At 40.1% G+C, this 23,431-nt stretch carries 15 protein-coding genes; 5 read left to right on the forward strand and 10 right to left on the reverse strand.

From position 1 onward, the window contains the following. Position 1: 1 nt before the first annotated feature. From EZ444_RS10865 to EZ444_RS10875, 3 genes are all read right to left on the reverse strand, one after another. Positions 2 to 3,412, reverse strand: coding sequence for a SusC/RagA family TonB-linked outer membrane protein (locus EZ444_RS10865; protein ID WP_165503589.1), 3,411 nt, complete (start codon positions 3,410 to 3,412; stop codon positions 2 to 4). Between the two features lie 219 nt (positions 3,413 to 3,631). Further along, positions 3,632 to 4,810, reverse strand: coding sequence for a FecR family protein (locus EZ444_RS10870; protein WP_131608775.1), 1,179 nt, complete (start codon positions 4,808 to 4,810; stop codon positions 3,632 to 3,634). A gap of 48 nt (positions 4,811 to 4,858) precedes the next feature. After that, positions 4,859 to 5,482: an RNA polymerase sigma factor gene (locus tag EZ444_RS10875; RefSeq protein WP_131608776.1), complete on the reverse strand. Its 624-nt coding sequence runs from the start codon at positions 5,480 to 5,482 to the stop codon at positions 4,859 to 4,861. A 532-nt stretch (positions 5,483 to 6,014) separates the two neighbouring features. Here EZ444_RS10875 and EZ444_RS10880 point away from each other — a divergent pair. From EZ444_RS10880 to EZ444_RS10890, 3 genes are all read left to right on the forward strand, one after another. Next, the gene (locus EZ444_RS10880; protein WP_131608777.1) at positions 6,015 to 8,063 is read left to right on the forward strand and encodes an ice-binding family protein; all 2,049 of its coding nucleotides are present in this window, start codon (positions 6,015 to 6,017) and stop codon (positions 8,061 to 8,063) included. A gap of 27 nt (positions 8,064 to 8,090) precedes the next feature. After that, positions 8,091 to 10,019 carry an OmpA family protein gene (locus tag EZ444_RS10885; RefSeq protein ID WP_131608778.1) on the forward strand — a complete coding sequence of 643 codons (1,929 nt, stop codon included), beginning with the start codon at positions 8,091 to 8,093 and terminating at the stop codon, positions 10,017 to 10,019. A 230-nt stretch (positions 10,020 to 10,249) separates the two neighbouring features. Continuing rightward, complete coding sequence (locus tag EZ444_RS10890) at positions 10,250 to 10,621, forward strand: DUF1801 domain-containing protein (RefSeq protein WP_131608779.1); 372 nt, start codon at positions 10,250 to 10,252, stop codon at positions 10,619 to 10,621. On the opposite strand, the gene EZ444_RS10895 is transcribed toward EZ444_RS10890, so the two are convergent. The 7 genes from EZ444_RS10895 to EZ444_RS10925 all read right to left on the reverse strand — a co-directional run bounded on the left by EZ444_RS10895 (position 10,622) and on the right by EZ444_RS10925 (position 22,281). Next, positions 10,622 to 11,095: a DUF4112 domain-containing protein gene (locus EZ444_RS10895; RefSeq protein WP_131608780.1), complete on the reverse strand. Its 474-nt coding sequence runs from the start codon at positions 11,093 to 11,095 to the stop codon at positions 10,622 to 10,624. A 98-nt stretch (positions 11,096 to 11,193) separates the two neighbouring features. Next, complete coding sequence (locus EZ444_RS10900; protein WP_131608781.1) at positions 11,194 to 13,218, reverse strand: FAD-dependent oxidoreductase; 2,025 nt, start codon at positions 13,216 to 13,218, stop codon at positions 11,194 to 11,196. A 22-nt stretch (positions 13,219 to 13,240) separates the two neighbouring features. Beyond that, the gene (locus EZ444_RS10905) at positions 13,241 to 15,280 is read right to left on the reverse strand and encodes a golvesin C-terminal-like domain-containing protein (protein ID WP_131608782.1); all 2,040 of its coding nucleotides are present in this window, start codon (positions 15,278 to 15,280) and stop codon (positions 13,241 to 13,243) included. Then, complete coding sequence (locus EZ444_RS10910) at positions 15,280 to 16,881, reverse strand: RagB/SusD family nutrient uptake outer membrane protein (RefSeq protein WP_131608783.1); 1,602 nt, start codon at positions 16,879 to 16,881, stop codon at positions 15,280 to 15,282. The genes EZ444_RS10905 and EZ444_RS10910 overlap by 1 nt, the downstream gene beginning before the upstream one ends. 10 nt (positions 16,882 to 16,891) lie before the next feature. Further along, entirely contained in the window at positions 16,892 to 20,272 is a 3,381-nt protein-coding gene (locus EZ444_RS10915) for a TonB-dependent receptor (RefSeq protein WP_131608784.1), read from the reverse strand. Positions 20,273 to 20,483: 211 nt separating this feature from the next. Further along, complete coding sequence (locus tag EZ444_RS10920; RefSeq protein ID WP_131608785.1) at positions 20,484 to 21,632, reverse strand: FecR family protein; 1,149 nt, start codon at positions 21,630 to 21,632, stop codon at positions 20,484 to 20,486. Positions 21,633 to 21,711: 79 nt separating this feature from the next. Beyond that, positions 21,712 to 22,281 carry an RNA polymerase sigma-70 factor gene (locus EZ444_RS10925; RefSeq protein ID WP_131608786.1) on the reverse strand — a complete coding sequence of 190 codons (570 nt, stop codon included), beginning with the start codon at positions 22,279 to 22,281 and terminating at the stop codon, positions 21,712 to 21,714. A 247-nt stretch (positions 22,282 to 22,528) separates the two neighbouring features. Between EZ444_RS10925 and EZ444_RS10930 the strand changes: the two genes are divergently transcribed. Together EZ444_RS10930 and EZ444_RS10935 are read left to right on the forward strand one after the other, a co-directional pair. Next, on the forward strand, positions 22,529 to 22,924 hold the full coding sequence (locus EZ444_RS10930) for a VOC family protein (RefSeq protein ID WP_131608787.1): 396 nt from the start codon (positions 22,529 to 22,531) through the stop codon (positions 22,922 to 22,924). Positions 22,925 to 22,928: 4 nt separating this feature from the next. Next, positions 22,929 to 23,384 (forward strand): VOC family protein, encoded by a 456-nt coding sequence (locus EZ444_RS10935; RefSeq protein WP_131608788.1) that lies wholly within the window; start codon positions 22,929 to 22,931, stop codon positions 23,382 to 23,384. Positions 23,385 to 23,431 lie beyond the last annotated feature (47 nt).

Consider the following 23,431-nt stretch of genomic DNA (forward strand, 5'->3'; position numbering starts at 1 on the left):
TTTAAAACGATGTGTATAATGACAAAGAGAACTGTCTGGTAAACGGATAAGAGGTTCCACGTTCCTGGGGAACTGTAGAAATGTAGAAAAGCTCTCCTGTATTAGCCGATAATGACAGTGAATTCATACCGAATCGACGTAAGAATTTTTTATCCAGCACATCATAAGACACATAAACATTTTGACAGGTTAACGTATTTTCATTCTGAACAAAACGAGAAGAAGCATTTAAGTTTATAGTCTCATTTAAACCTCTGTAAAGACTAATGTCTCCTGGCTGTTTCCAACGATCATTATAAACGCGGGCATCCACATTCATTATGCGATCTGCATTCTCTACTTTATCAACTACCGTTTGGTTGTACAACTGACCTCCAAAACGGAAACCAAAAGAAGCACTTACTGATAGATTGCGGTAACGTACCATCGTATTAAAATTACCTCTATATTTAGGCTGACCAACACCTGCCGCAACACGATCTTTTGGATCCCAAAGATAAGTTACACCACCATCCTTGTTTAAAAATAGTTCTTTTCCTGTACTTGGGTCAATTCCCAGTGAACGAACTACATAAATAGTATTTTGAGAAGTTCCTTCCCGGATAATCTTGTTTGGAGTACTTGTATTCTTAGTATCCAGCGCTAATTTCTCATTTGCCGCCTTCATTACTTCAGATAATTTAACAATCTTATCCTCACCATAAGCAATATTTCCACTAACAGACCATGAAATTCTACGTTCATTGTCTCTGATCAGAAACGCATTTACACCAACCTCAACACCACGTGTCTCTACTTGACCTATATTTTCATTATAGCTGCTAAATCCATTAGCATATGGCAGGTCCATTGAAGAAAGTAAATTTGAGGTTCTCTCCAGATATGCGTCTGTAGTCAACCTTATTCTATCATTAAACAGACCTAATTCTAAACCTGCATTGTATTTATTTGTAGTCTGCCATTCCAAATCTGCATTTCCCAATTCATTTTGACGCACACCTACCCAGCTTTTATATCTATCATTCATGATATAACTGTAGGTACCTAGTGCTTGATAGGCATCAAATTGAGTAGATCCAGTAGAACCATAAGTCGCCCTCATTTTCAAATGATTTATAAACTTTAGATGATCCTTGATGAAAGATTCATTATGTAGATTCCACCCAAGACCTGTAGACCAGAAAGGAGCAAAACGGCGGTTTACACCAAATTGAGAGGCTCCGTCAACACTATAAGAAAAATCAACCATATACCGATTATCCAACATATAGTTTGCAAATGATGACATCCCCACTCTTCGCTTAGTAGACTGTGAACCACTAGGAGTTGAATTCTCTTTATATTGAAGTGCTAACGCTAAATAATCAATAGATTGATCAGGGAAACCCTGTAAGCCGAAAGTGTAATATTTAGAGTTACTCTCAGACACATCTAATTGCGCACCTGCAGAAATTTGATGAATATCTGCAAAAGTCTTATAAAAAGCTGCTCGAACATTTCCCGTATAACTAAAGTCTTTTCCGCTGGCATAATCATAACTACCTCTTTTAAATACATCTTCAGGTTTATAGCCTGCAAAGGAAGAGTGGTCTGCTGGCTTAAAGCTGTCACGATCAATCATGTTTGTTGTTACGCCAATTCCACTACTTAACGTAAGTTCTCTTATCGGACGGTATTCAAGTTGAAAGTTATTGGTAATACTGGTGTTATTCTTTATGTCAAACACATTCAATGTCGCATCATACAATGGACTAGCGTATGGTTTATTTGGATGCTTTCCGTTTATACTCATAACATCCGCATTAAACGGTGTAAAGAATTGCACTGGTCTTCCTGCAGCATCATATGGTTCCCAATAAGGATTCAACACTACATAATCTGAAAATGAACCATAAGGTGACTCATTGGATTTGGTATGACCAATCACTAAATTATTACGGAAAGTAAGATTGTTAAGTCTGTAACTTAAGTTCACAGTACCATTAAAAGTATTCCGGCCAGACTCCTTCATCACTCCGTTGATATTGTTATATTGTAATGCCATATCATACCTGAACGTCTGGTCGCCTCCTTCCACTTTTAAATTGTGTGTTTGATCAATTTGCGTACGCAATGGAATAGACATCCAGTCGGTATTTACTCCTTTAAGAACCTGCCCTAAAACCTGATTATAATATTGTTGCATTTTTATATTCTGGTCTGGTGTTTTAGTCGGACTTTCATAATAACCAGATAAACGCTCTAATTCCAACTTATCCTTTGAGTTCAACAAATTATAACTCTCAAGGTCGGGTACACTTAAATTTAATCCAACCCGATAAGTAACGCGCAGTTTTCCGGGAATCGGCTCTTTTGTTGTAATTACAACTACCCCATTTGCTCCACGAGAACCGTATTGAGCTGTGGCAGAACCATCTTTCAATATAGTAATGGATTGAATTTCGTTGTTATCCAAATCCATCATACGTTGCATGGTTGTCTCAAATCCATCTAATATAATAAGAGGAAGATTCAATGCTCCCGCGGTTTGATCTGTCAGCTGATTAATATTCGGTAAACTTTTTGAGCCCCTGATTTGAATATCAGGAATTCTGTTTGGATCAGAACCAAAAGCATTACTAGTAATTACATTGAATGCCGGATCAATATTGCCCAATGTGGTAAATATATTACGTCCCTGAAATTGTCTTAGTTCTGCCGCAGTAATTGTTTTTGCAGCACCAGTGTAACTTTCCTTAGTCCGCTTAAAAATACCTGTAATTACTACATCATCCATTTTGTTTTCTTCTGGCTCCATTTTTACGGTTATGGCAGACTGATCTTTTTTAAGCTTTACCTCCTGCATTGTATAGCCTAAATAAGTGACCACAAAAATTGCCTTACTATCAACCTTAGTCAACAGGACTACCCCTCCAGCTCCAGCTACAACCTTACGGTTCGTCCCCTTAACAGCAACCGTAGCACCTGGCAAAGGCAGCCCACTTTCGTCGGTTACAATTATCCGTACATCTACATCGGCAAAAGCCGAAATAACTTTATCCAGAAAGGTTGATTCTTTCTCTTTAAGCATGACGGCCTTGTCCTCAACCTTATAAACCAGCGGTTGGTTACGAAAACAAATAGCCAAAACTTCCTCTAAAGAAGCTTCTTTAACATGAATGGTTACAGGATTGGCCTTTCTTAGCAATTCGTTGCTATAAAAAAAGTCATATTTACTTTGGTTCCTAATCTCATTAATAATCTGAGTAAGCGGGACGTTGGTTTTGCTGAGTGTAATTTTTTGTGCAAAACCTATTGCAGATACCTGCATTAGCGACGATATCAGTATAACGGTGGTTAATCGCATAATAAACAACATTTTTCGGAGATACCCTTCGGGCACACCAATTTTCTTAGTATAAATTCTATACATTTGTTTTGGTTTGGCTTTATGCAACATGCCTCAGGCTTCGAATCTTAGAGCAGTTGCAATAAATAGTTGATAATTAATTTATTAATGAAGGTCTTACTCAGCCAGAGGTGCTTCCAGGCACTTCTGGTTTTTTCCTTCCGTTTGCTATCGAATGGGCTTTTGTAGATATTTTTTCATGTTTGTTGGTTTAGGTTTAATACTGAATTGATTCTCTTTTTATTATTTGATAACGTAGACTTTTTTTCCTTCAATCTTAAAGCGAACATCACTGTTAAATCCAATGATTTTTAAAACAGCTGAAATGTTCCTGGATCTTGATATTTTGCCCGAATAAGTTAAATCACGTTCTGGAATCGTCTCGTAAATCACCTCAACACCATACCAGCGAGAGATTTTACTCATGATACTTTCCAGACTTTCATTAAATTTAAAATAACCATTTTTCCATGCCACCGCATCCTCCAGGTCAACATGATCAATTACATTGACCTTAGCCCCCTCAAGTTTACTCTGTTGTCCAGACGCAAGTAAAGCACTAGCCTTTCCAGCACTTACCTTTACAACTCCCTCTAAGAGTGTAGTTTTAACCACTGGCTCATCTGCATATGCCATTATATTAAAATGTGTGCCCAAAACCTCAACTGTTTGTCTGGAGTTATTTACCTTAAATGGCATTGCCTTATTTTTTGACACCTCAAAATAACCTTCTCCCTTGAGCTCCACGTTACGATATGCACCAACAAATTTAACTGGATAACGTAACGATGATCCAGAATTTAGCCAGACCTTTGTACCATCAGAAAGATTAACCTGATATTGTCCACCTATTGGAGTTTCTATGGTATTGTATTGATCTGAGGCAGTTTTATCAGCTACATCGGAAATCTCATAAATAATCTGCCCATCTGCCTTTTTAACAACTTTAATTCCAGACTGACTCATTACGCCTCCATTGGCTACCTGTTCCAGGTCAACCTTTTGACCATTTGCCAGTATCAGAATCGCACTATTTCCCCCTGGAGAAATATCCTTTGCATTTACTATATCTACAATCTCACCCGTATTTTGACTGATAAACAGTCCTCCGCCAACTATTAGTAAAACCGCAGCAGCTGCAATCCCCCATCTTTTCCAGAGTGGATATGATTTTGGATTAATATTTACTTTAGATTGGGCTATTTTATGCTGCAATTCCGCAAAGTTTGCATCGTTGACCCGTTTTCTGGATTCCTGCCCCATCGATATTAGCATTTTTCTGAAGCCATCAATTTGCTTCCTATCCTCAGGATTTTTTTGCAACCATTCTTCCCAATACTGTACATCATCACTGTTCCTTTTAAAACAATAATTGAGAAAACTCTCCTGATTTACCAGCTCCAGAATATCTTTACCTAGCATTTAATTTTATTAAACTTTAAACAATAGAGCAGAAATTTGAAATATTACCTATGAATTTTTTAAATAAAATAAAATTAATAGTGAAAGCAGGGAAAGAAGAATAGACAACGGCCCAACTCCTTCCTCTCCAATTATCTTTTTAAGCCTTTCTACAGCATTGTAAATGGTATTATAGGCTGTTTTAACAGTAATCTGATTAGATTCAGAAATTTCATCATAAGAGAGCCCTAGATAAAACTTTTGATAGATCAATCTGGTCTGGCTCTCCGAAAGCCGATTGATATAAGATTTTAAAAGTGAGGTAACACTAGCATTAGCATGCTGCTGTATATGCAACGCCTCAACAGAAGGATGTACAAGTGTATCTTCAAAATTTAAAAGATCAAGACTTTCTTCAGCGCTAAAATGCTGTTTGCGCAATAACTTCCGAAGGAAACAAGTGACTAAATAATTATGGTGATTAAGAATATGACCTAATTTTTGTCTGTTTTCATAGATATACAAAAAGAGGTCATTTACACAGTCTTTCGTTTTTTCAGGATTTGCACCTTTCTTTAGCCCCAGATAAGTAAGGTAATCGTGATAATGGGAGTATAAATCATAAAAAGAAGACTGGTCTCCATTCTGAATGAATGATTCCCAATCCACTATTAAATCTTTGCCTTTTTTCACGATCTTTTTGTTCCCCAACAATTCTGTTTATAGATTCAAACAGAAAATTGTTCAATATTAAGCATTTATATATTCATTCAAAGCAGTTTGATCAATTATAGAAATTTTTACATTAATTTAAGAATTGCGTTGACTCGACTGAACTATTTGAAATAGGATGCGACAGATTAGATTGTCAATCAATTTATCAGATAAAATTTAAAATATAGTTGGATTGTTACACAATAGTCCTATAAACAGATCATTAAATTATTTTATTAAAAATTTAATGATATTATCAATAGTTTACAAATCACCTAATTAAGCAACATAATCTCTCTGCAAGACCATTAATTAGAATAGTACGCTAGCTGCGTAACGTTATTTCTTATTGTTAGCGGGTTTATTGAAAGTAAGCTGGATTAGTTACTTCAGAAAAATTACGGGCACTTCCTTTGCAAGTGTGGCTGTACTTGAAGACTAATCATCTCCCCTATTATTTCAAATTACCAAGCCCGGTTGGAAGATTCTTATCCAAGTTTATCAAATAATTATGAAAAATAACTTTACTCAAATCCAGGGGGGCAATTCCGTGCGCAAACTCCCGCGCCATTCAAAAATGTATCAAATGCTATTTTTGGGTATTTTAATGCTTCTCACTACTATTGGTGCCTGCAAAAAGGATGATTTCAAAGATGAAATCATTGGGCTTTGTCCGGTTGTTGTTTCAACTGATCCCATGGACAAGGCTGTTGACGTACCTTTGAACAAGGTGATTTCTATAACCTTTAATACGGATATGGATTCTACCACTATAAATAACCAGACACTTACTATAAAGCAAGGCGCAACCGTCATTATCGGTAAGATTTCGCCGACAGCAGATTTGAAAGTATTCACTTTTACGCCCAATGTACCGCTTAGCCCGTTTTTATTATACTCAGGCACCGTTACTACCGGAGCAAAGGATGTATTTCATACCACTATGGAGAGTAACTATTTATGGAGCTTTACAACGATTCCTGGAGTAAGCCTAACGGCAAGTCCCGCTATTGGCGGTGTGCTTTCAGGTGCAGGGACATTTGCGTTGAACTCATCGGTTGCGGTTACTGCAGTACCTAATGCAGGCTATACTTTTACCAGCTGGACAGAGAATGGCAACGTAGTTTCTAATAGTTCGAGCTACCAGTTTACCATTACAAACAACAGAAATTTAATTGCAAACTTTACGGTGATCCCTCCGGGTAACTTTGCGGTAAACTTATCATCCAGTCCTGCTGCAGGTGGTACAACCACTGGCTCCGGTGCTTATGTCATCGGTACTTCTGTTACAGTTGTTGGGGCTGCCAATCCAGGATATACTTTTGTAAACTGGACAGAAAATGGTAACGCCGTATCTGCAAGTTCAAGTTATCAGTTCACAATCATTGCAAACAGGACTCTGGTTGCCAATTACAGGGCGATCCCGGCTGCTCAGTTTTCAGTAACTTTAACCTCCAACCCTGTTGCAGGCGGTACAACCAACGGCGAAGGATCATATCCTTCAGCCACTTCGGTTACCATTACATCTGCTGCAAATCCAGGTTATACCTTTACCAACTGGACGGATAAAACCACCGGGCTTCCCGTGTCTACAAGTCCAAGCTATACATTTGCTTTAGCAGGCAACAGGGCGTTTGTGGCAAACTTTACACTAAACACCTATACCTTAACTGTTACCGCGATTAATGGAACGGTAACCAGAACACCGGCACTGGCCAGTTATAACCCCGGAGCACTGGTTACGCTTACGGCTGTTCCGAATGCAGGCTATTTATTTACGGGTTGGAGTGTAGATGCTACAGGCTCTACGAATCCATTGACGATAAGCATGACTTCAAATAAAAATATCACCGCTAGTTTTGCCGCAATCCCGGTAGTGGGAATTGGACCAGGTGCTATAAATCTGGGTGGTGCAGGCGATTTTGCGGTGTTGACAAAATCTGGTATATCTACCACTGGTATTACTTCTGTCATTGGTAACATAGGTGTAAGTCCGGCAGCTGCAACAGCCATTACGGGCTTTGGCTTAATCATGGATACCAATGGTCAATCATCTCAGACGCCAATTGTAACCGGAAAAGTATATGCATCTGATTATGCCGCCCCGACCCCTGCTAATATGACAACAGCAGTCAGTAATATGGAAACAGCATTTACAACCGCGAATGGGTTAGTTACCCCAGCACCAATTGTAGGCTTATATGCCGGAGATATTAGCGGCAGGATATTAACTGCAGGGCTTTATAAATGGTCTACTGGTGTACTGATATCAAATGCAGGCGTAACGTTAACAGGCGGACCTAATGATACCTGGGTATTCCAGATCGCGCAGGACCTTACCGTCAACAATAGCGCAAAAATTACTTTGTTAGGCGGTGCACAGGCAAAGAATATATTTTGGGTGGTTACCGGACAAGCGACACTTGGATCTAATACTGATTTTAGCGGGATCATTCTGAGCAAAACACTGATCTCTTTAAACACAGGAGCAAAAGTTACGGGCAGGTTATTGGCACAAACTGCTGTTACCTTAAACGCCAGTACTGTTATTCAACCCTAGTCATACAAACAAATTAAAAAATCAGTTATGTTATCCATATATAAAAACCTAAATAAAGTCCTCATTTGTTTGCTGGCAATCACCTTTGTCGCCACAAATGCAAGCGCACAAACCGAAAAACCTAAATGGTCGTTCGGCGTGTCAGGAGCAGCCAACGGCAATTTCTTTGACGGAACAACCCAAACGCTTAACAACTCACTCATGGTTCCAACAGCGTTTCATAAAGGAAAAGGAATTCGCCCATTTGGATCTATACTGGCTGAATACCAGCCCAGCAGCAAATGGGGTATTGCCCTTAACTTCGGGTATGACGGGCGCGGTGGTAAGTTTGATGGCGTAATCGCCCCATGTAATTGTCCGGCAGATCTTAAAACCAATGTAAGTTACCTGACGGTAGAACCTTCACTTAAGTTTAGTCCTGGCGGAGGTAATTTCTACCTCTTTGCCGGTCCGCGTGTGGCCATGAATTTACAGAAAGATTTTAATTACACCCAGCTTAAACAACCCAATACCAATGCCGAATTTTCGGAGGTGCGTAAAACCTTAATTTCCGGTCAGGTAGGAATAGGATATGATATCCCCGTTTCTGCTCCGGAAAGCAACACAAGGTTTGTGATTTCGCCCTTTGTTTCCTATCATCCTTACTTCGGACAAGATGTAAGAGAGATCGAAAGCTGGTCGATCACAACAGTACGTGCCGGTGTGGCCTTAAAATTTGGAAAAGCCAGAAAAGCGGTGCGCCCAACTGAACCGGCTCCGGTAGCCCCTGTGCAGGAAGTGAGTTTCTCCGTACGTGCACCAAAAGAATTCCTGGTAAAAAATGCGGTGAGCGAAACGTTACCATTACTAAACTATGTATTTTTTGATGAAGGAAGTACCGCCCTACCTGGCCGCTACACCCTGCTTTCAAAAAATCAAGCCGTCGATTTTAAAGAATCACAGCTTCAAAATGAAGTTGTAGCAGATATGTCAGGACGTTCGGTGAGGCAGTTATCGGTTTATTATAATATCTTGAACATTGTCGGTGCCCGTATGAAAGCCAATCCTGAGATTAGCATCACTTTAAGTGGTGCTTCAAAAGCTGGTCCTGATGAGGGTAGGAAATTTGCGGCTGCTGTAAAAAACTACCTGACAACGGTATTTGAAATTCCAGAATCAAAAATTGCAATAAATGGCCGTACCAAGCCGGTTGATCCTTCTGAACAACCTGGTGGCACAAAGGAACTGGAATTATTAAGAGCTGGAGATCGCAGGGTCGACATTCAAAGTACATCCGATAAATTGATGATGGAAATAGGGGGTGGAATGATGAAGCCGGTGCAGATCAATACAACGCAAGCAGACCCAATGGACAGCCATGTTGTATTTAACATAAACCGTGCAACTGAACTCCTCAAATCTTATACTATAGATTTAACGGACCAGCAGGGAAAGGTTCAGCATTTCGGTCCTTTTACTAAAAACCAGGAAAGCATAGCTGCACAACGCATACTTGGCACCAACGAAAAAGGTATTTATAAAGTAGTGATGCTGGGTGAAACAAAAGAAGGGACTATGACACAAAAGGAAAGTTCAGTTCAGTTACAAAGCGAACAGGAAATACTTCAAACCGGGCTTAGGTATAGTGTTTTGTTCAATTTTAACAAAGCAAATACCGCAGCTGCTTACGAACAGTTTTTAATTGAAGTGGTCGCACCTTTGATTAGTAATGGTTCTGCTATTACTATTCATGGCTATACTGATATCATCGGCAGTGAAGATTATAACAGTAAGCTCTCTCAAAAGCGTGCCGAGCAGGCACAACATATACTCGAGCATGCATCGACCAAAGCAGGAAAAAGTAATTTGAGGTTTCAAACCCTGGGTTCAGGAGAGGATAGTGCACCGTTTAATAATAACCTCCCTGAAGAACGTTTTTACAACAGGACTGTTATCATTGATATCATTTCGAAATAATTTTATTATTTCTTATCTATCAGATAACTGAAAATTAAGAAATAAAAAAAAGGCTTAAGCCCAATCATGGTCGGAAGATTTATCTTCCGACTTTTTTGTTTTACAAAGAACAAATATTTCTGTCCTATGCATAAAAGATAGGCAAGTGGAAAGCCTGTTTTAATTCAGTAAATTTGTTATAAGAATGCTACCCAACATTCCTGTAAACAGTAACCGTAAAATAGGAGAAAATGTTAGAAGAACTTCAGAACTACTATCTTAAAAAGGAAGAGCCAAACAAAAGCTGCCTACTTGCGCTACGAAGTATTATTCTTGAGCAAGATGAAAACATTACCGAAACGCAGAAATATGGAATGCCCTGCTTTTGCTATAAAAAGAAAATGTTTTGCTATTTGTGGACGGATAAAAAAACGGACGAACCTTATATTCTGATGGTAGAAGGGAAATATCTGGACCATCCCCTACTGGAACAAGGCGACCGTTCCCGAATGAAGATTTTCAGGGTTAATCCAATCAAAGATTTGCCGATAAAGACAATTAGCAGCATTTTGCAAAAAGCATTGGACTTATACAGGAACGGAATAATAGAAATCAAAGAATAATTATATCTGAATCGCTGTCCACAACCATACTGCCAGGTGGTACACCCCATAACACAGTAAAGCCGACATGAGGACAAGGACAACAATTACAATTATAATCGTGTTTTTGCCGCTCCCCTGATGCTTACCATCCAGGTAGTGTGCTTTCATTAATCCAATATTCCGGGAATTGGCTTTAAAAAAGAAGTCAAAGATTTGACCAACAATTGGTATGGCACCTATTGTTGCATCCAGTAAAATATTTAGCAACATTAATACGACCAGTTTGTTACTTGCTCCCTTTTTAGCAATGGCGAGCAGCAATCCGGCTGAAATGACCAGTCCGGCCATATCGCCTGCAACAGGAATTAAATTAAATATAGGATCTAGCCCAAAACGAAGTTTCGTACCTGGGAATCTAAACTGCTCATCCATTAAATATGAAATCCTGCTCAGTAATGGAAATTTGTTGTTCGTATTGTTATTGTCGCTCATTTTAGCCGATGTTTAACAAAAACATTCCTGTCGCCTTATTGTTTGAATAGTTGTGATGGGTGTGCAGGTTACCCCATCACAACTAAATATCTATCCCATTATTTCCCAGCCTTTAATGGTTTAAATAATATCGCATCAGCTACCACTACACCACCAACTTTATGACCAATAACTTTAACAAAAGCCTTCCCGGTTCCTTTAAAATTGTACTTACCCAATGACACCCACTCGCCTGATGTTTGTCCAAGCACATTAATATCGGCTTTTACAATCGTATACTTATGCTGATCAACACCATCAAACACTTGCAATTCAGTTGTCGCAGCACCATTGTTTACTATCGGATGGTAGCTAAACAACTCATAATGACCAGCTTTCAAGTCATTCGCGTAAAAAGTAACAGATGCGGCAGCATCACTTTTCTGATTGTGATAAAGTGCATTAGGTCCATATGAACGACCTTTTCTCAAGCCCCATTCACCTTCTGTTTTTACCTCTTTTGAAAGGTTGTCAACAATAAGCTCGGGATAACTACCATCCATCAATGGATCTTTAGACAACCACTCATTGATCTTGCGATAATCAACACCCTGCACCGCGACTTTTTGATCTACCGCTAAATTTGCCGCTACAGCTGCCGCTTGTCCAAGCACCATAAATACTGGCTCCATCCTGATTGAGCCATAGGCAATGTGGCTGGCCGATAAACATACCGGTACAATCAGGTTGCGGCATTCCTCTTCCTTAGGCACTAAAGCTCTGTAACTAATCGGATATGGAGACAAACCCGGAATCTCTACATTACCCTCATTTTTTACCATGTGGTTAATAACCATACGGTCAGTATTATGAGAGTCCATATTATAAGCCGCCAATGCAATTCCATCTTCAGCTACAGATTCACCAACACAATTTGCCTGACTAACCACATATGCGCCCACCATTCTCCTGGCTTCCCTTATATAAGGCTGATGCGACCAGTTATTATTTCCCTTAAATTCACCTTTTGGATAACCCCACTGCAACATTTCGTTTCTAAGTACCAAGGGCACCCTTTTATCATGGCCAAAAAAGTACAATAAGCCCTTTGTATATCCTGTTAAATCATCAATGTATTTTTTTCTAACGATATAATCTCCATCAGGATAGGCAAAATTAAGACCAATCATATCAGTAGAAAATCCATTGCGATTGTTGATGTCCGTTTTCCGGTTAGGCATTGCACTCCAAATAAAATAATCTTTCAGTTGTACTTTATCTTTCTGCTTCTCCATTAACCTTACCAGCAACTCAAATTGTGTACTGTCATATCCTTTTGGTTTCTGTATCGCGATGCGATTCTTAGGGTCGTCCGTCAAACAAATTCTATAATTATAAGATTGAACTTTATGATCTCCAGAGCCCTGTGGCATTAAGCGATTTTTGCTAACTCCCCAAATTAATCCGCTTGTAGAATCTCCTTTAATGCGATATGGATCGATGTGATCCGGGAACTGATGTCCATCCAACAACTGAACCCCGTTATAGGTTTCATTGTATTTTGAATTGGCCTCACGCCCTACAGTATACGTCACTTTTGCTTTTGCCATTAAATCGCCCTCATAACTACAGTCTATAAATACTTTAGCATTTACAACTTTATGTTTTAGTTTTGAAGCTGCCCCAGAAGGTTCAATTGTGATAGATTTAATCGCATTGTTAACCTTGGTTACGTCCGAAAGCCTATAATCATACAACACATCTACAGCAGCCCGGTTAATGTAATCCTTAAAGATGTTTTCTGCCACATGCGGCTCAAAAATCCATTGTTCAAGCTTTCCATAATGTGATCCGATTCTGCGGTAAAAATCCTTGGAAAGACCAGTTACCACATTCTTATTTCCTATGTCTGTATAGCCTAATCCCCCGGAACTTAATCCTCCCAAATTTTTGCCTGGCTCAATCAGCAAAACAGTTTTTCCTAGTCTTTTTGCACTGTAGGCCGCAATTACACCTGCCGAATTGCCGCCGTAGATACAGACGTCAACCGTATAATTGTCCACTTTCTGAGCATTGGAAAACTGGACGTTTAAAAAGTAAATTATAGAAAGGATCAGTAATCTTTTAAAAATATTGACATTCATATTGATTTCGTTAATTGACGGTTTAATTGATTAATTTATAGCTGATCACATCTGCACGCAAAGGCTGTCCAGCCTGTTCCGCAGTGAGTTCCACATAGTTATTAGTACCTCTCGATAATTGATAAGTACCTAAGTCAAACCATTTCCCCTGGTTGGCGAATTGATCTACCTGGATTGTTTTTACATTTTTTCCGCCCACATAAACGGTATAAAGGGCATTCCTGGTCGCATTAACTTTTAAGGCAGCATTCGAGGGAAGGTATACGGACAACTGATAATCTCCAGGTATCGCAATTGCAGATTTCCAGGTTACCTTAGCTTCAAGATCAGCTTTAGCCACTACCCTCGTCCTTTTACCATCCTGGCCCTTCACTTCTTCTATCGCCGGAAACCATTTACCAGCAGATTCCGTATAACCTCCAGCATAAAATCCATATTTCAATTGTACCGGACTGCTCGCATTGAGCACATACTCTTTAGCATATGGCGACTTCAGTTGCCCTTTAATATAAATAGCGTTTTCATCCAATATTAGAGAAACGACCCCGTTTACTGCCTTATACGTTTTAAGGTTACCCATCACATCAACAACATCGATAGCGGCTTCTTTAGGATAAAGATGAACACCTGTTCCCGAAAGCGCATACATTACACGTACATCTTGTCCGCCTTTTTTGAACTTATAAGCATGAATTAAGCCTGGAGAAACCGCCTCTTCCTCCACAAACTTTGCCCCGGATAATTCACGAGTCAACGCTGCATAAGTTGCGAAACCGGGCTTAGGCGTATAAGCACCCAAAGTATCATTCTGATGCCTGATTAACCCATAAGCACCTTCCCGATCAAACAAAGTAGATTTATTCTGCAAATTGTAAATGCCTATTCTTTGGATACCGTTGGACAAAGCGCTCACAATCCTTCTTGGTAAAGCACTGGCCTGCTCCTTCTCCGTAAATGTAAAAGAGGTAAATCCGGTTTCTGACAAGTTTATAGGAATCAGCTTGTCCCCATTATGTGATCTCATGATGGCTTTATGCCTATCGATATCTAGTGCTATCAATTCAGGAACGGGTCGGTAAGAATGAAAAGAATACTCATCCATAAACTTCAACGCCCCTTTTTGTAAGATCTTATTTACTAACTGATCCGTTCCAACATCGCCCAGCACCATACCAATCACCTTTACCTTTGGAAATGAGGGATGAACCTGCTCATAAGACGTTTTTAAAAGATTGAAGTAAAAATTGGTCTTTTCATCCGTTGTGGTCAGGCCCTTTGAAAAGGTAGGAATATCTGGCTCGTTCCAGATCTCGATATCCGCAATTGCGGGATACCGCCCCAGCAGCTGTTTCACATAATTTGCAAAAGCCAGTTGAGCCGGTTCAGTAACAGGCGACAAACCGTTGTCATAAAGTGGATTGTACAAAGCACAAACGATGTAAGGCTTCATACCATTCAGCGCAAGCAAGGAAATAAACTGATCCTGCTTGTCACCAAATTTATAAATCCCCTTCTGTTTTTCAATGGCATCCCACCTGATCGCATCACGAACATATTTCACCCCCATTTTTTTGGCAATAGGGAGCAATATTTCGGCCGATTGCCAGGAATGTGTTTGCCCCATAAAGGCAGACTCGCTGACCTTACTCAGATCAAAATTTGAAACAATGGCAAAAGAAGTTTCTTTTAGCCCTGTACTCAGTCCATTTTTCTTTGCATCAATCAAAAGCTTAAACCAGCCAAGCCCTTTAGGTTCAATGCTAAATGCTACTGTATTGGCAACAACTACATTTTTCCCCGACAGCACTTTATTGTTCCAATAGTCATAACAGGCCCATTCAATCGAATCAGCGGCTACCTGGATGCTAAACTGCTTTGGATCATGCGCATAAAAAATATTCCCCGGTACGGTTTGCACAATATTGATCTGGCCCGGTTTAACTTCCTTTGCAGCCGACTGCTGTTGTCCATAAGCAAAACCCAGGTTTAGCAAACAAAGTTGCACAGCAACAACCAGTGAAACGCATAGGCATCTCACTAATAAAAGATTTATGTTCTTCATTAGTATCCTGGATTTGGTGTTAACAGTTTATTTAAGGAAAGGTCATAACTCGGAATCGGCAACAACAGGTTCCGTTCAGTCACCATTCTTGATGCAGTGGTGATGGTTAAGTTATTACCACCATTGGCAATAGCATAGGCCAAAAAGGTCTTCATGTCCTGTACAAAATTGCCCCAGCGAATCAGATCAGGCCTTCTTAAAGCTTCAAAACAAAGCTCTCTCGACCGTTCTGCTTTAATGGCATCCAGAAATTTATCCTGTAGTAGCCCCGGTGTCAGGGCCGAATTTACAGTTGGATTTGGTGGCGTTGGCAACATCAATCCATAAGCTCTTTTTCGTACTTCATTAATTGCATCGTAGGCAACTTTTGTCGGCCCGTTCACCGCGTTTTCAGCCTCTGCAAGCATCAACAAAACATCGCTATACCGCAGCATTGGGAAGTTCTGAGGGGTGAAATTGGAATTCTTAGGAACAACCTCCTCATACTCTCTTCTCCATTTCCCTGCACACATTAACCATGGACTGGTAACAGCGGTTTTCTTTGCAACGGCTGCAGATCCATAATTGTAATTCGCACAATTCCAATCCCTGCGCAGGTCAAACGATTCCTTGTTAGGTGTGGTAACGCTGGCCGGATTAATCTGGTAAAGATCAAATAGCTTTCGGGTAGCCACGATGCTCCCTGTGCTATAACCCACAGAATTGTCTGAACACCTGATGCCGCAAAAACGGCCTGCATAGGTACCACCCTTATTGGCAAAGCCATTGTTGTCTCTAAAAAACTCAAGCTCCCAGAGGTTCTCTTTTACATCATATTTATTTTTCGCATAATTGATAAAAACCTGACTATAGTCGGGATTTAAGCCATGTTCTTTTGAGTCTACCACTTTCTGCGCCCAAAACAAGGCATCCGCATACTTGTCTGTCTGCATTAGCGGAAAGCCTGCCATATACAAATATACCCTTGCCAGCATGCCCTGTACTGCAGTCTTGGTTATTTTACCGGAATAACCAACTGAAGTGATGGTTTGCGTTTGCAGCAAGGTTTCTGCCCTAATCATGTCTTTCACAATTTGCGCATAAACATCCTTCGTTGGCGTTCTTGCAATGTTAACATCCTTTACGGAAGCAGTAGGCGTAAGTTTTAAAGGAACATCTCCGTAATTGCTTACCAATAAAAAGTAGAAATATGCCCTTAAAAACAAAGCTTCTCCTTCAATGATACCTCTTTTGGTCTCATCCATCTGCGGCTTATTGATATTGGCCAACAACATATTTGCCCGTTCAATACCAATGTAGCTGCTATTCCAAAGTACATTTACCTTCGTATCTGTAAAAGTGTATTGGTAAGAAGTGATTAAATCAATACTGAATCCGTAAGATTCATCTGTATTGGTATTGAACATATATAAATAGTTGTTCCCATAACAGTCCGCATCAATAAGCTGTGAATAAACACCATTTAATGCCATCTGGAGTTCGGCAGCATTGGAGTAGAAAAATTCCGGAACCACAAAATCCGTTGGCTTAGTATCTAACAGCTTTGAGCAGGAGAAATTAAAAAACAAAAGCGTTGTGAGGATAAAAAATATTTTTTTCATGATCGTTTAATTAAAGAACCAGGTTTAATCCAAAAGTTAGCATTCTGGGACGCGGGTAAGCGGAATAATCAAAGCCTGGGGTAAGGGCAGAATTACGAATAGACACTTCAGGATCAGGCCCCGAATAATTGGTCCAGGTCAATAAATTTTGAGCAGAAGCAAATACCCGAAGCGACTTTATAGCCAGCTTCTTCGCATAGGCATCTCCAATTTTGTAGCCCAGAGTAACCGTTTTAAGACGGAGGTAAGATCCATCTTCAATGATCCTGCTCGAGTAGGCGAACGGCCCTTGTCCACCTGTTCTAAATAAGTTATTACTTGGGTTATCAGGCTGCCATCTGTCTGCCCAATTCGCAAACTGGTTCAGCGATATCGTATTTTTTCCATTCCCTTCAAAAACCAATCTGTTGGCATTCAGGAGATCGTTGCCGTAAGACCACTGGAAAAAGATATTGAGATCAAAATTCTTATACATAAAATCATTTACAAAACCCCCGGTATGCAGCGGTACACCTTTCCCGATGGTGGTAATGTCACTCGCATTCACAACCAAATCGCCGTTAAGATCCTTATACTTAATGTCGCCCGGCTTCACATTTGCGCGTGCAGTACCATTGGTTGTCACCGTGCTTTTAAGCACATAGTTGCCCGGTGTAGGCTGATCGAAATCGCTGTATTGGTATACACCATCCCACAAATAACCACGCATCTGTGCAACCGGCTGTCCTTTTTGTGCGGTATAAGCAAACAATGAATTATAAGAAAAATCAAACAACACAGGACTTAGTATTTCCTGCTGATTTTCCGTCAGCTCCAGCACCTTGTTTCTGTTAAAACCAATATTAAAACTCGTTTTCCAGTTAAAGTCTTTTGTACTCACATTAACCGTAGTCAACGTAAATTCCAACCCTTCATTCTGAACTTTGCCTACGTTTTTAAAAGCAGAGCCAATTCCCATAGTAAAAGGAAGATTTGCCATTAACAACAAATCCTTGGTCGTTTTCCTATACACATCTGCAGTTAACATAATCCTGTTTTTAAACAATCCCAGGTCGTAACCTATATTTGTCTGGGCTGTTGTTTCCCATTTCAAGTCAGGATTACCCATCGAATTGAGCTGTGAACCTGTAGAAGTTGCCCCATTGTTATAGGAATAACCTGGCAACACGCCCAATGTGATCTGTGATAAATAACCAAAGTCGGCAATCCTGTTGTTACCTGTCAAACCGTAGCTTATCCTTAATTTTGCTTCTGATATAAAGTTCATTTTGGCAAATAATTCTTCCTTGTTCATGTTCCAGGCAATGGATGCAGAAGGAAAAGTGCCCCAACGATGACCGGGAGCAAACTTAGAAGAGCCATCCGCACGAATTGAAGCTGTTAACAGGTATTTCGACTTATAGTCATAGTTTACCCTACCTAAAAATGAGGCCAGGCCCCAACGAGAACTCAAAGATACGGCAGACAATAAGGCCGACTGATCCAGCCCATCAAGTCCAAGTGCTTCATTTGGCACTGATGTGGCACTAAAACCATAACGGCCCGACTCTAAAGCCTGCATCGTGTAACCTCCCAGTGCAGTTAGGTTATGGCCACCCTTAATGCTTTTCTTATAATTTAGCGTATTTTCATTTAACCAAGAGTTAGAGACTGCCGTGTAGATAGATCCATTTACACCAAAAGTATTGTAGATACTTCCTCTGCTGGTCATAGAATTAAAAAAGCTTTCTGTTTTCCTGGTATTTCTGGTTACGCCGCCTGATATGCGCAGACTAAGATCAGGAGTAATCGAATAAATCAGTACACCGTTGGCAATCAGGTTGTCTGTGATGGCATTTAAAACCTCATTTTTTGCAGAGATCACAGGATTTACCCGATAGTCAGCAAAAAGATTTCCTTCTAAGGAAGGATCTATCAGATTGTCCAATAATACATCATCGTTATCACGGCCAGTAACGGGCCTATAACCCCAAACGGCATAAAAAAGGTTGTTGCTATACGAAACATTTGACGTTGGTTCTGATGGACTTACGCCATAAGATTTGCTGTTGCTGTAGTTGACGTTTACGCTGGCCTTCAACTTTTTACTGATGGTCTGATCCAGATTCATCCTACCCTGATAGCGTTTAAATCCCGAGTTGATGACAAGACCTCGCTGATCAAATATATTTCCAGAAATGGCATACCTGGTTTTGTCATTTCCGCCCCTTAATGAAATGGAATAATTTTGAACAGGCGCAGTTTGATAAATAAGGTCCTGCAAATTGATCCCTTTTACATCTTTATAACTATCTAAAGTTTTGCCTTGTGTGAGGTAAGTTTGCGGGGCAATTGTTGGGTTAAGTTCCAGCTGGTACTTCACAAATTCATAAGGACTTAATAAGTCCATTTTTTTAACAACGTTCTGTACACCATAGTAGGCATCAAACCCAAGCACCGGCATCCCTGCTTTCCCTTTTTTTGTGGTAATGATGATTACACCATTTGCGCCCCTGGCACCGTAAATAGCGGTCGAAGAGGCATCTTTAAGTACACTGATGGATTCAATATCAGTAGGATTTATCGAGTTGTTCATCCCGTCTTCAAGCGGAAAACCATCTACGACATACAAAGGAGAATTGTCCTGAGTTATTGAACCATAGCCCCTGATGACAATGTTATTTACGCCACCAGGCTGACCATCATTTCCAGAAACGCTAACACCGGCAACTCTTCCCGCCAATGCCTCGTCGTAAGATTTAACTGAGGCCTTGTTAAAATCTTTCATATTAACTTCTGCCACAGAACCTGTCAAATCAGTTCGCTTTACCGTACCGTAGCCAATAACCACCACTTCATTTAAGTCCGTTTTTTTTGGTTTCAAGGTAACATTAATGGTCGTTTTTCCGGCAACAGGAAGTTCTTGCGTATCAAAACCGATCATAGAAAAAACCAGTATCGCATTTTGGTCCGGGACAACTATTTTGTATTTCCCATCTTTAGTACTGGCTGTAAAAATCTGTGAATTTTTCAGTTTAACTGTAGCCCCAAATAAAGGTTGATTATCTTCGTCTCTAATCACTCCTGTGATGGAGACTTGCTGTATTGGGGCCATAGTCACTTTAGGAGTAACTAAAATGGTCTGCTTATCAATTTTATAACTGAAAGGCTGCTCAAGAAAGCATTTATTTAAGGCCTCCTCCAGCGAAACATTTTTAACATTGATGCTGATCTGTTTTGCATGATTAATGAGATCGACATCATAAAATATGTTATATCCACTTTGGTGACGAATGTCATTCAATGTTTCCTTAAGTGAGGCGTTTTTTTTATTTAAAGTGATCTTCTGCGCTACCGAAGCTGCGCTCAATGCATTCAAGGAAATAAGACATAGAAGATATGATAGTCTCATAATCAGCAAAAATTTAGGGTGAAAGAAGTAGCACCTCCCGCATCTGATTGCAGTAGTTTTTTTATACATTTGAATGTTAGGTTTCTTAAATATTTGGTTGATTGAAAAGCGATCATTAGGCTACTTAACAGCAGCTACAATTAGCTACACTGTCAGGAGCGGTGGTACGCTCCTGACATTTGTTAAATTCCTATGATTTATGGGGTACCCGTTAATTCATAAGAATCACCCTCCTTCCTTCGATTTTATAGTTAACGCCCCCTGTTATTTTCATATAATCAAGTAACTCTGTGATGTTCTTATATCTGGATGTGGTTCCGCCGAATTTTTTACTTTGCACATTGCCCTGGTATTCCACATCAATGTCGTACCAGCGACTCGCTATTTTCATTACTTCTTTTATACTCAGGTCTGCAAATACAAAGGATCCTTTTGTCCAGCCCATAACTTGTTCTATGTTGGCATTCTGCACAGAAACGGTTTTTAGGCCCGATCTTGAGATGCCTTGTTGCCCCGGTTTAAGCAAAGCAGTAACGTTTCCTTTATTTATACTAACAGAGCCCTCAAGTAAGGTGGTAGTTATTACCGGATCATCCTGATAAGCTGAAATGTTAAAATGGGTGCCCAAAACTTTAATTTCAACATCGCTTGTTTTTACTACAAAAGGCATTGCCTTTCTTTTTGCAACTTCAAAATAGGCCTCTCCTTTAAGCTCCACATTTCTTTGCTGACCATTAAATTGTGTTGGATACGTTAATGAAGATGCAGCATTCAATAAAACCTTAGTTCCATCAGGTAAAATCACCTCATATTGTCCCCCTCTTGGGATGGTGATGGTATTGAACAAAGTTTGAGGATTGGCATCCTTATTTTCAACCTGATAAGCCAGTTCTCCATTGGCCTTCTTAACAATTTTAGTTGAACCTTGGTTGGTCAATACCCCATTGTCAGCATCCGACAAAACGATTTCCTTTCCGTTACTTAAGGTCAGCACGGCCTTATTTGAACCCGGCGAAATGTCGTTCGCCTTCAAATTCGCAGTTTGCACTACTGGACGCGGGGTTTTAGCCTCATAAAAATAACTTCCAACAGTCAATAGCAACAATATGGAAGCAGCCATGTACCAAATTTTATAACTACGTTTCAGCTTTGGCTCAACATGCTCTTCTTCTGAAGCTATACGGCTTTGAATCTGTTGCAGCATGGATTGCTGAAATTTACTTTCTTCCTGATCAGACAGTTCAAGCTCAGACAATGCATCTAATCTTTTATAATATTCTTCCAACAGGCCCTGCTCTTCTTGCGTAGCTTGCCTGTTAATATATTTGTCCAATAAAATTAAAAAGCGTTGTTTTTCCATGGGGCCGTTATTGTCCGTTTATTATAAGTGTAAAAAACGTGTGGACACCCTACGCAAAAAAGAAAAATAATTTAAAAACCTAGTAACTAGTCAGCACTATAAGGCATGAGCTGAAGCTTAAACCATTGCGAATATGTTTTAAAGATTTGCTGAGGCGCTTTTCTACTGTCTTTTCAGAGATGTTCAACAAGGCCGCAATCTGCTTATAAGTCATTTGCTCTTCCCGGCTCAAACGAAAGGCCTCCTTACAATCATCAGGCAAGGATTCAATGATGTTCTGCAACAGTTGTTGTTGCTCTTTAAAAAGTAAAGGATTGTCGGTAATCAGATCAGTGGTCACCAGGGCCAGGCGATTATAAAAAGAATCATCGTGTTTTTGTTCGCGGATCGCCTGAAACACGCTAAACCTGGTAGCTTGCTGCAGATATGCTTTCAAGTTTAAAATTTTTGCTTCTTCGCGACGTTTCCATAAACTGAAAAACACGTTCTGCACAATATCTTCAGCGGCGGCCGTATCATTGAGGACACGGTACGCGCTACGAAAAAGCACCTTCCAATAAGTATTGTAAATGGTTGTAAAAGCATTTTGATTCCCCTGCTGGAGTAAAGCAAGCAAATCAGAATCGGCAATATGGCGGTTGTCAACCATTAATTATTAGCTGGTTATTACAATTTGGTTAGAATGGAATATCAATAATAATTATTCTTTCCGGTTATTCATAACGCGCTGCAAAGTATTATTCTTGAGCAAGATAAAAACATTACTGAAATGCAGAATGAATAATATACCGAAGAGGCTTCACAGTCGCATTTCCCCCCTTAACTTGTCGTTATTGCACATTTGAATGTACATGGCATTACTGTACCTTTGAATAGAACGAAAACAAAAAGATAATATGGCAACTCAAATTTTTGTAAACCTACCCATTAAAGACCTCAACAGATCTGTAGCGTTTTTTACCAAACTGGGTTATACTTTTAACCCAAAATTTACCGACGAGAAAGCAACCTGTATGATCGTCAGCGATACCATTTACATCATGCTGCTGACAGAACCTTTCTTTCAGACCTTTACTAAAAAAGAAATTGTAGATGCCCACAAAGCGGTAGAATGCTCTATTTGCTTATCTGCCGACAGTAAAGATACCGTTAACGAAATGGTGGACAAAGCAGAAGCAGCGGGCGCCACTATACCTAATCCGGCCACAGATTACGGCTTTATGTACCAACACAGCTTCGAAGACCTTGATGGCCACCATTGGGAATATGTATGGATGGATCCTAACAGTTAAAACTATGGAAAATAACAAATTAATAAGAATGGACAATATGGGCATCGTTGTGGAATCGCTCGACAATGTAATCCCTTTTTTTATAGAGCTAGGCCTAAAGCTTGAAGGTCGGGCCACCATTGAGGGCGAGTGGGCTGGTCGTGTTACCGGACTGGGCGATCAGCACGTAGAGATTGCCATGATGGTTACCCCTGATGGCCACAGCCGTCTGGAGCTTTCGCAATTTCTCAGCCCTACTGTTGTTTCAGACCACCGTACAGCCCCCGTGAACTCGCTCGGTTATTTACGTGTCATGTTCACTGTTGAAGACATTGACGAGATGGTATCCAGGCTCATCAAACATGGCGCTCAACTCGTTGGCGAAGTGGTGCAGTATCAAGACTCATACCGGCTGTGCTACATTCGCGGAGCAGAAGGGATTCTGATCGGTCTGGCAGAACAACTCGGTAATAAACGGTAATAAATTTAGTTTTTTAATCATGCTAAAAAGGGCTGTTAAAATAACTT

It is taken from the genome of Pedobacter hiemivivus (assembly GCF_004331685.1).
In the GTDB taxonomy this organism is placed as follows: Bacteria; Bacteroidota; Bacteroidia; order Sphingobacteriales; family Sphingobacteriaceae; genus Pedobacter; species Pedobacter hiemivivus.

Bases quoted from the DNA above. Each gene is read 5' to 3' on its own strand.
- EZ444_RS10865 (WP_165503589.1), bottom strand. From the start codon at position 3,412: ATGTATAGAATTTATACTAAGAAAATTGGTGTGCCCGAAGGGTATCTC.
- EZ444_RS10870 (WP_131608775.1), bottom strand. From the start codon at position 4,810: ATGCTAGGTAAAGATATTCTGGAGCTGGTAAATCAGGAGAGTTTTCTC.
- EZ444_RS10880 (WP_131608777.1), top strand. From the start codon at position 6,015: ATGAAAAATAACTTTACTCAAATCCAGGGGGGCAATTCCGTGCGCAAA.
- EZ444_RS10885 (WP_131608778.1), top strand. From the start codon at position 8,091: ATGTTATCCATATATAAAAACCTAAATAAAGTCCTCATTTGTTTGCTG.
- EZ444_RS10890 (WP_131608779.1), top strand. From the start codon at position 10,250: ATGTTAGAAGAACTTCAGAACTACTATCTTAAAAAGGAAGAGCCAAAC.
- EZ444_RS10895 (WP_131608780.1), bottom strand. From the start codon at position 11,095: ATGAGCGACAATAACAATACGAACAACAAATTTCCATTACTGAGCAGG.
- EZ444_RS10900 (WP_131608781.1), bottom strand. From the start codon at position 13,218: ATGAATGTCAATATTTTTAAAAGATTACTGATCCTTTCTATAATTTAC.
- EZ444_RS10905 (WP_131608782.1), bottom strand. From the start codon at position 15,280: ATGAAGAACATAAATCTTTTATTAGTGAGATGCCTATGCGTTTCACTG.
- EZ444_RS10910 (WP_131608783.1), bottom strand. From the start codon at position 16,881: ATGAAAAAAATATTTTTTATCCTCACAACGCTTTTGTTTTTTAATTTC.
- EZ444_RS10915 (WP_131608784.1), bottom strand. From the start codon at position 20,272: ATGAGACTATCATATCTTCTATGTCTTATTTCCTTGAATGCATTGAGC.
- EZ444_RS10920 (WP_131608785.1), bottom strand. From the start codon at position 21,632: ATGGAAAAACAACGCTTTTTAATTTTATTGGACAAATATATTAACAGG.
- EZ444_RS10925 (WP_131608786.1), bottom strand. From the start codon at position 22,281: ATGGTTGACAACCGCCATATTGCCGATTCTGATTTGCTTGCTTTACTC.
- EZ444_RS10930 (WP_131608787.1), top strand. From the start codon at position 22,529: ATGGCAACTCAAATTTTTGTAAACCTACCCATTAAAGACCTCAACAGA.
- EZ444_RS10935 (WP_131608788.1), top strand. From the start codon at position 22,929: ATGGAAAATAACAAATTAATAAGAATGGACAATATGGGCATCGTTGTG.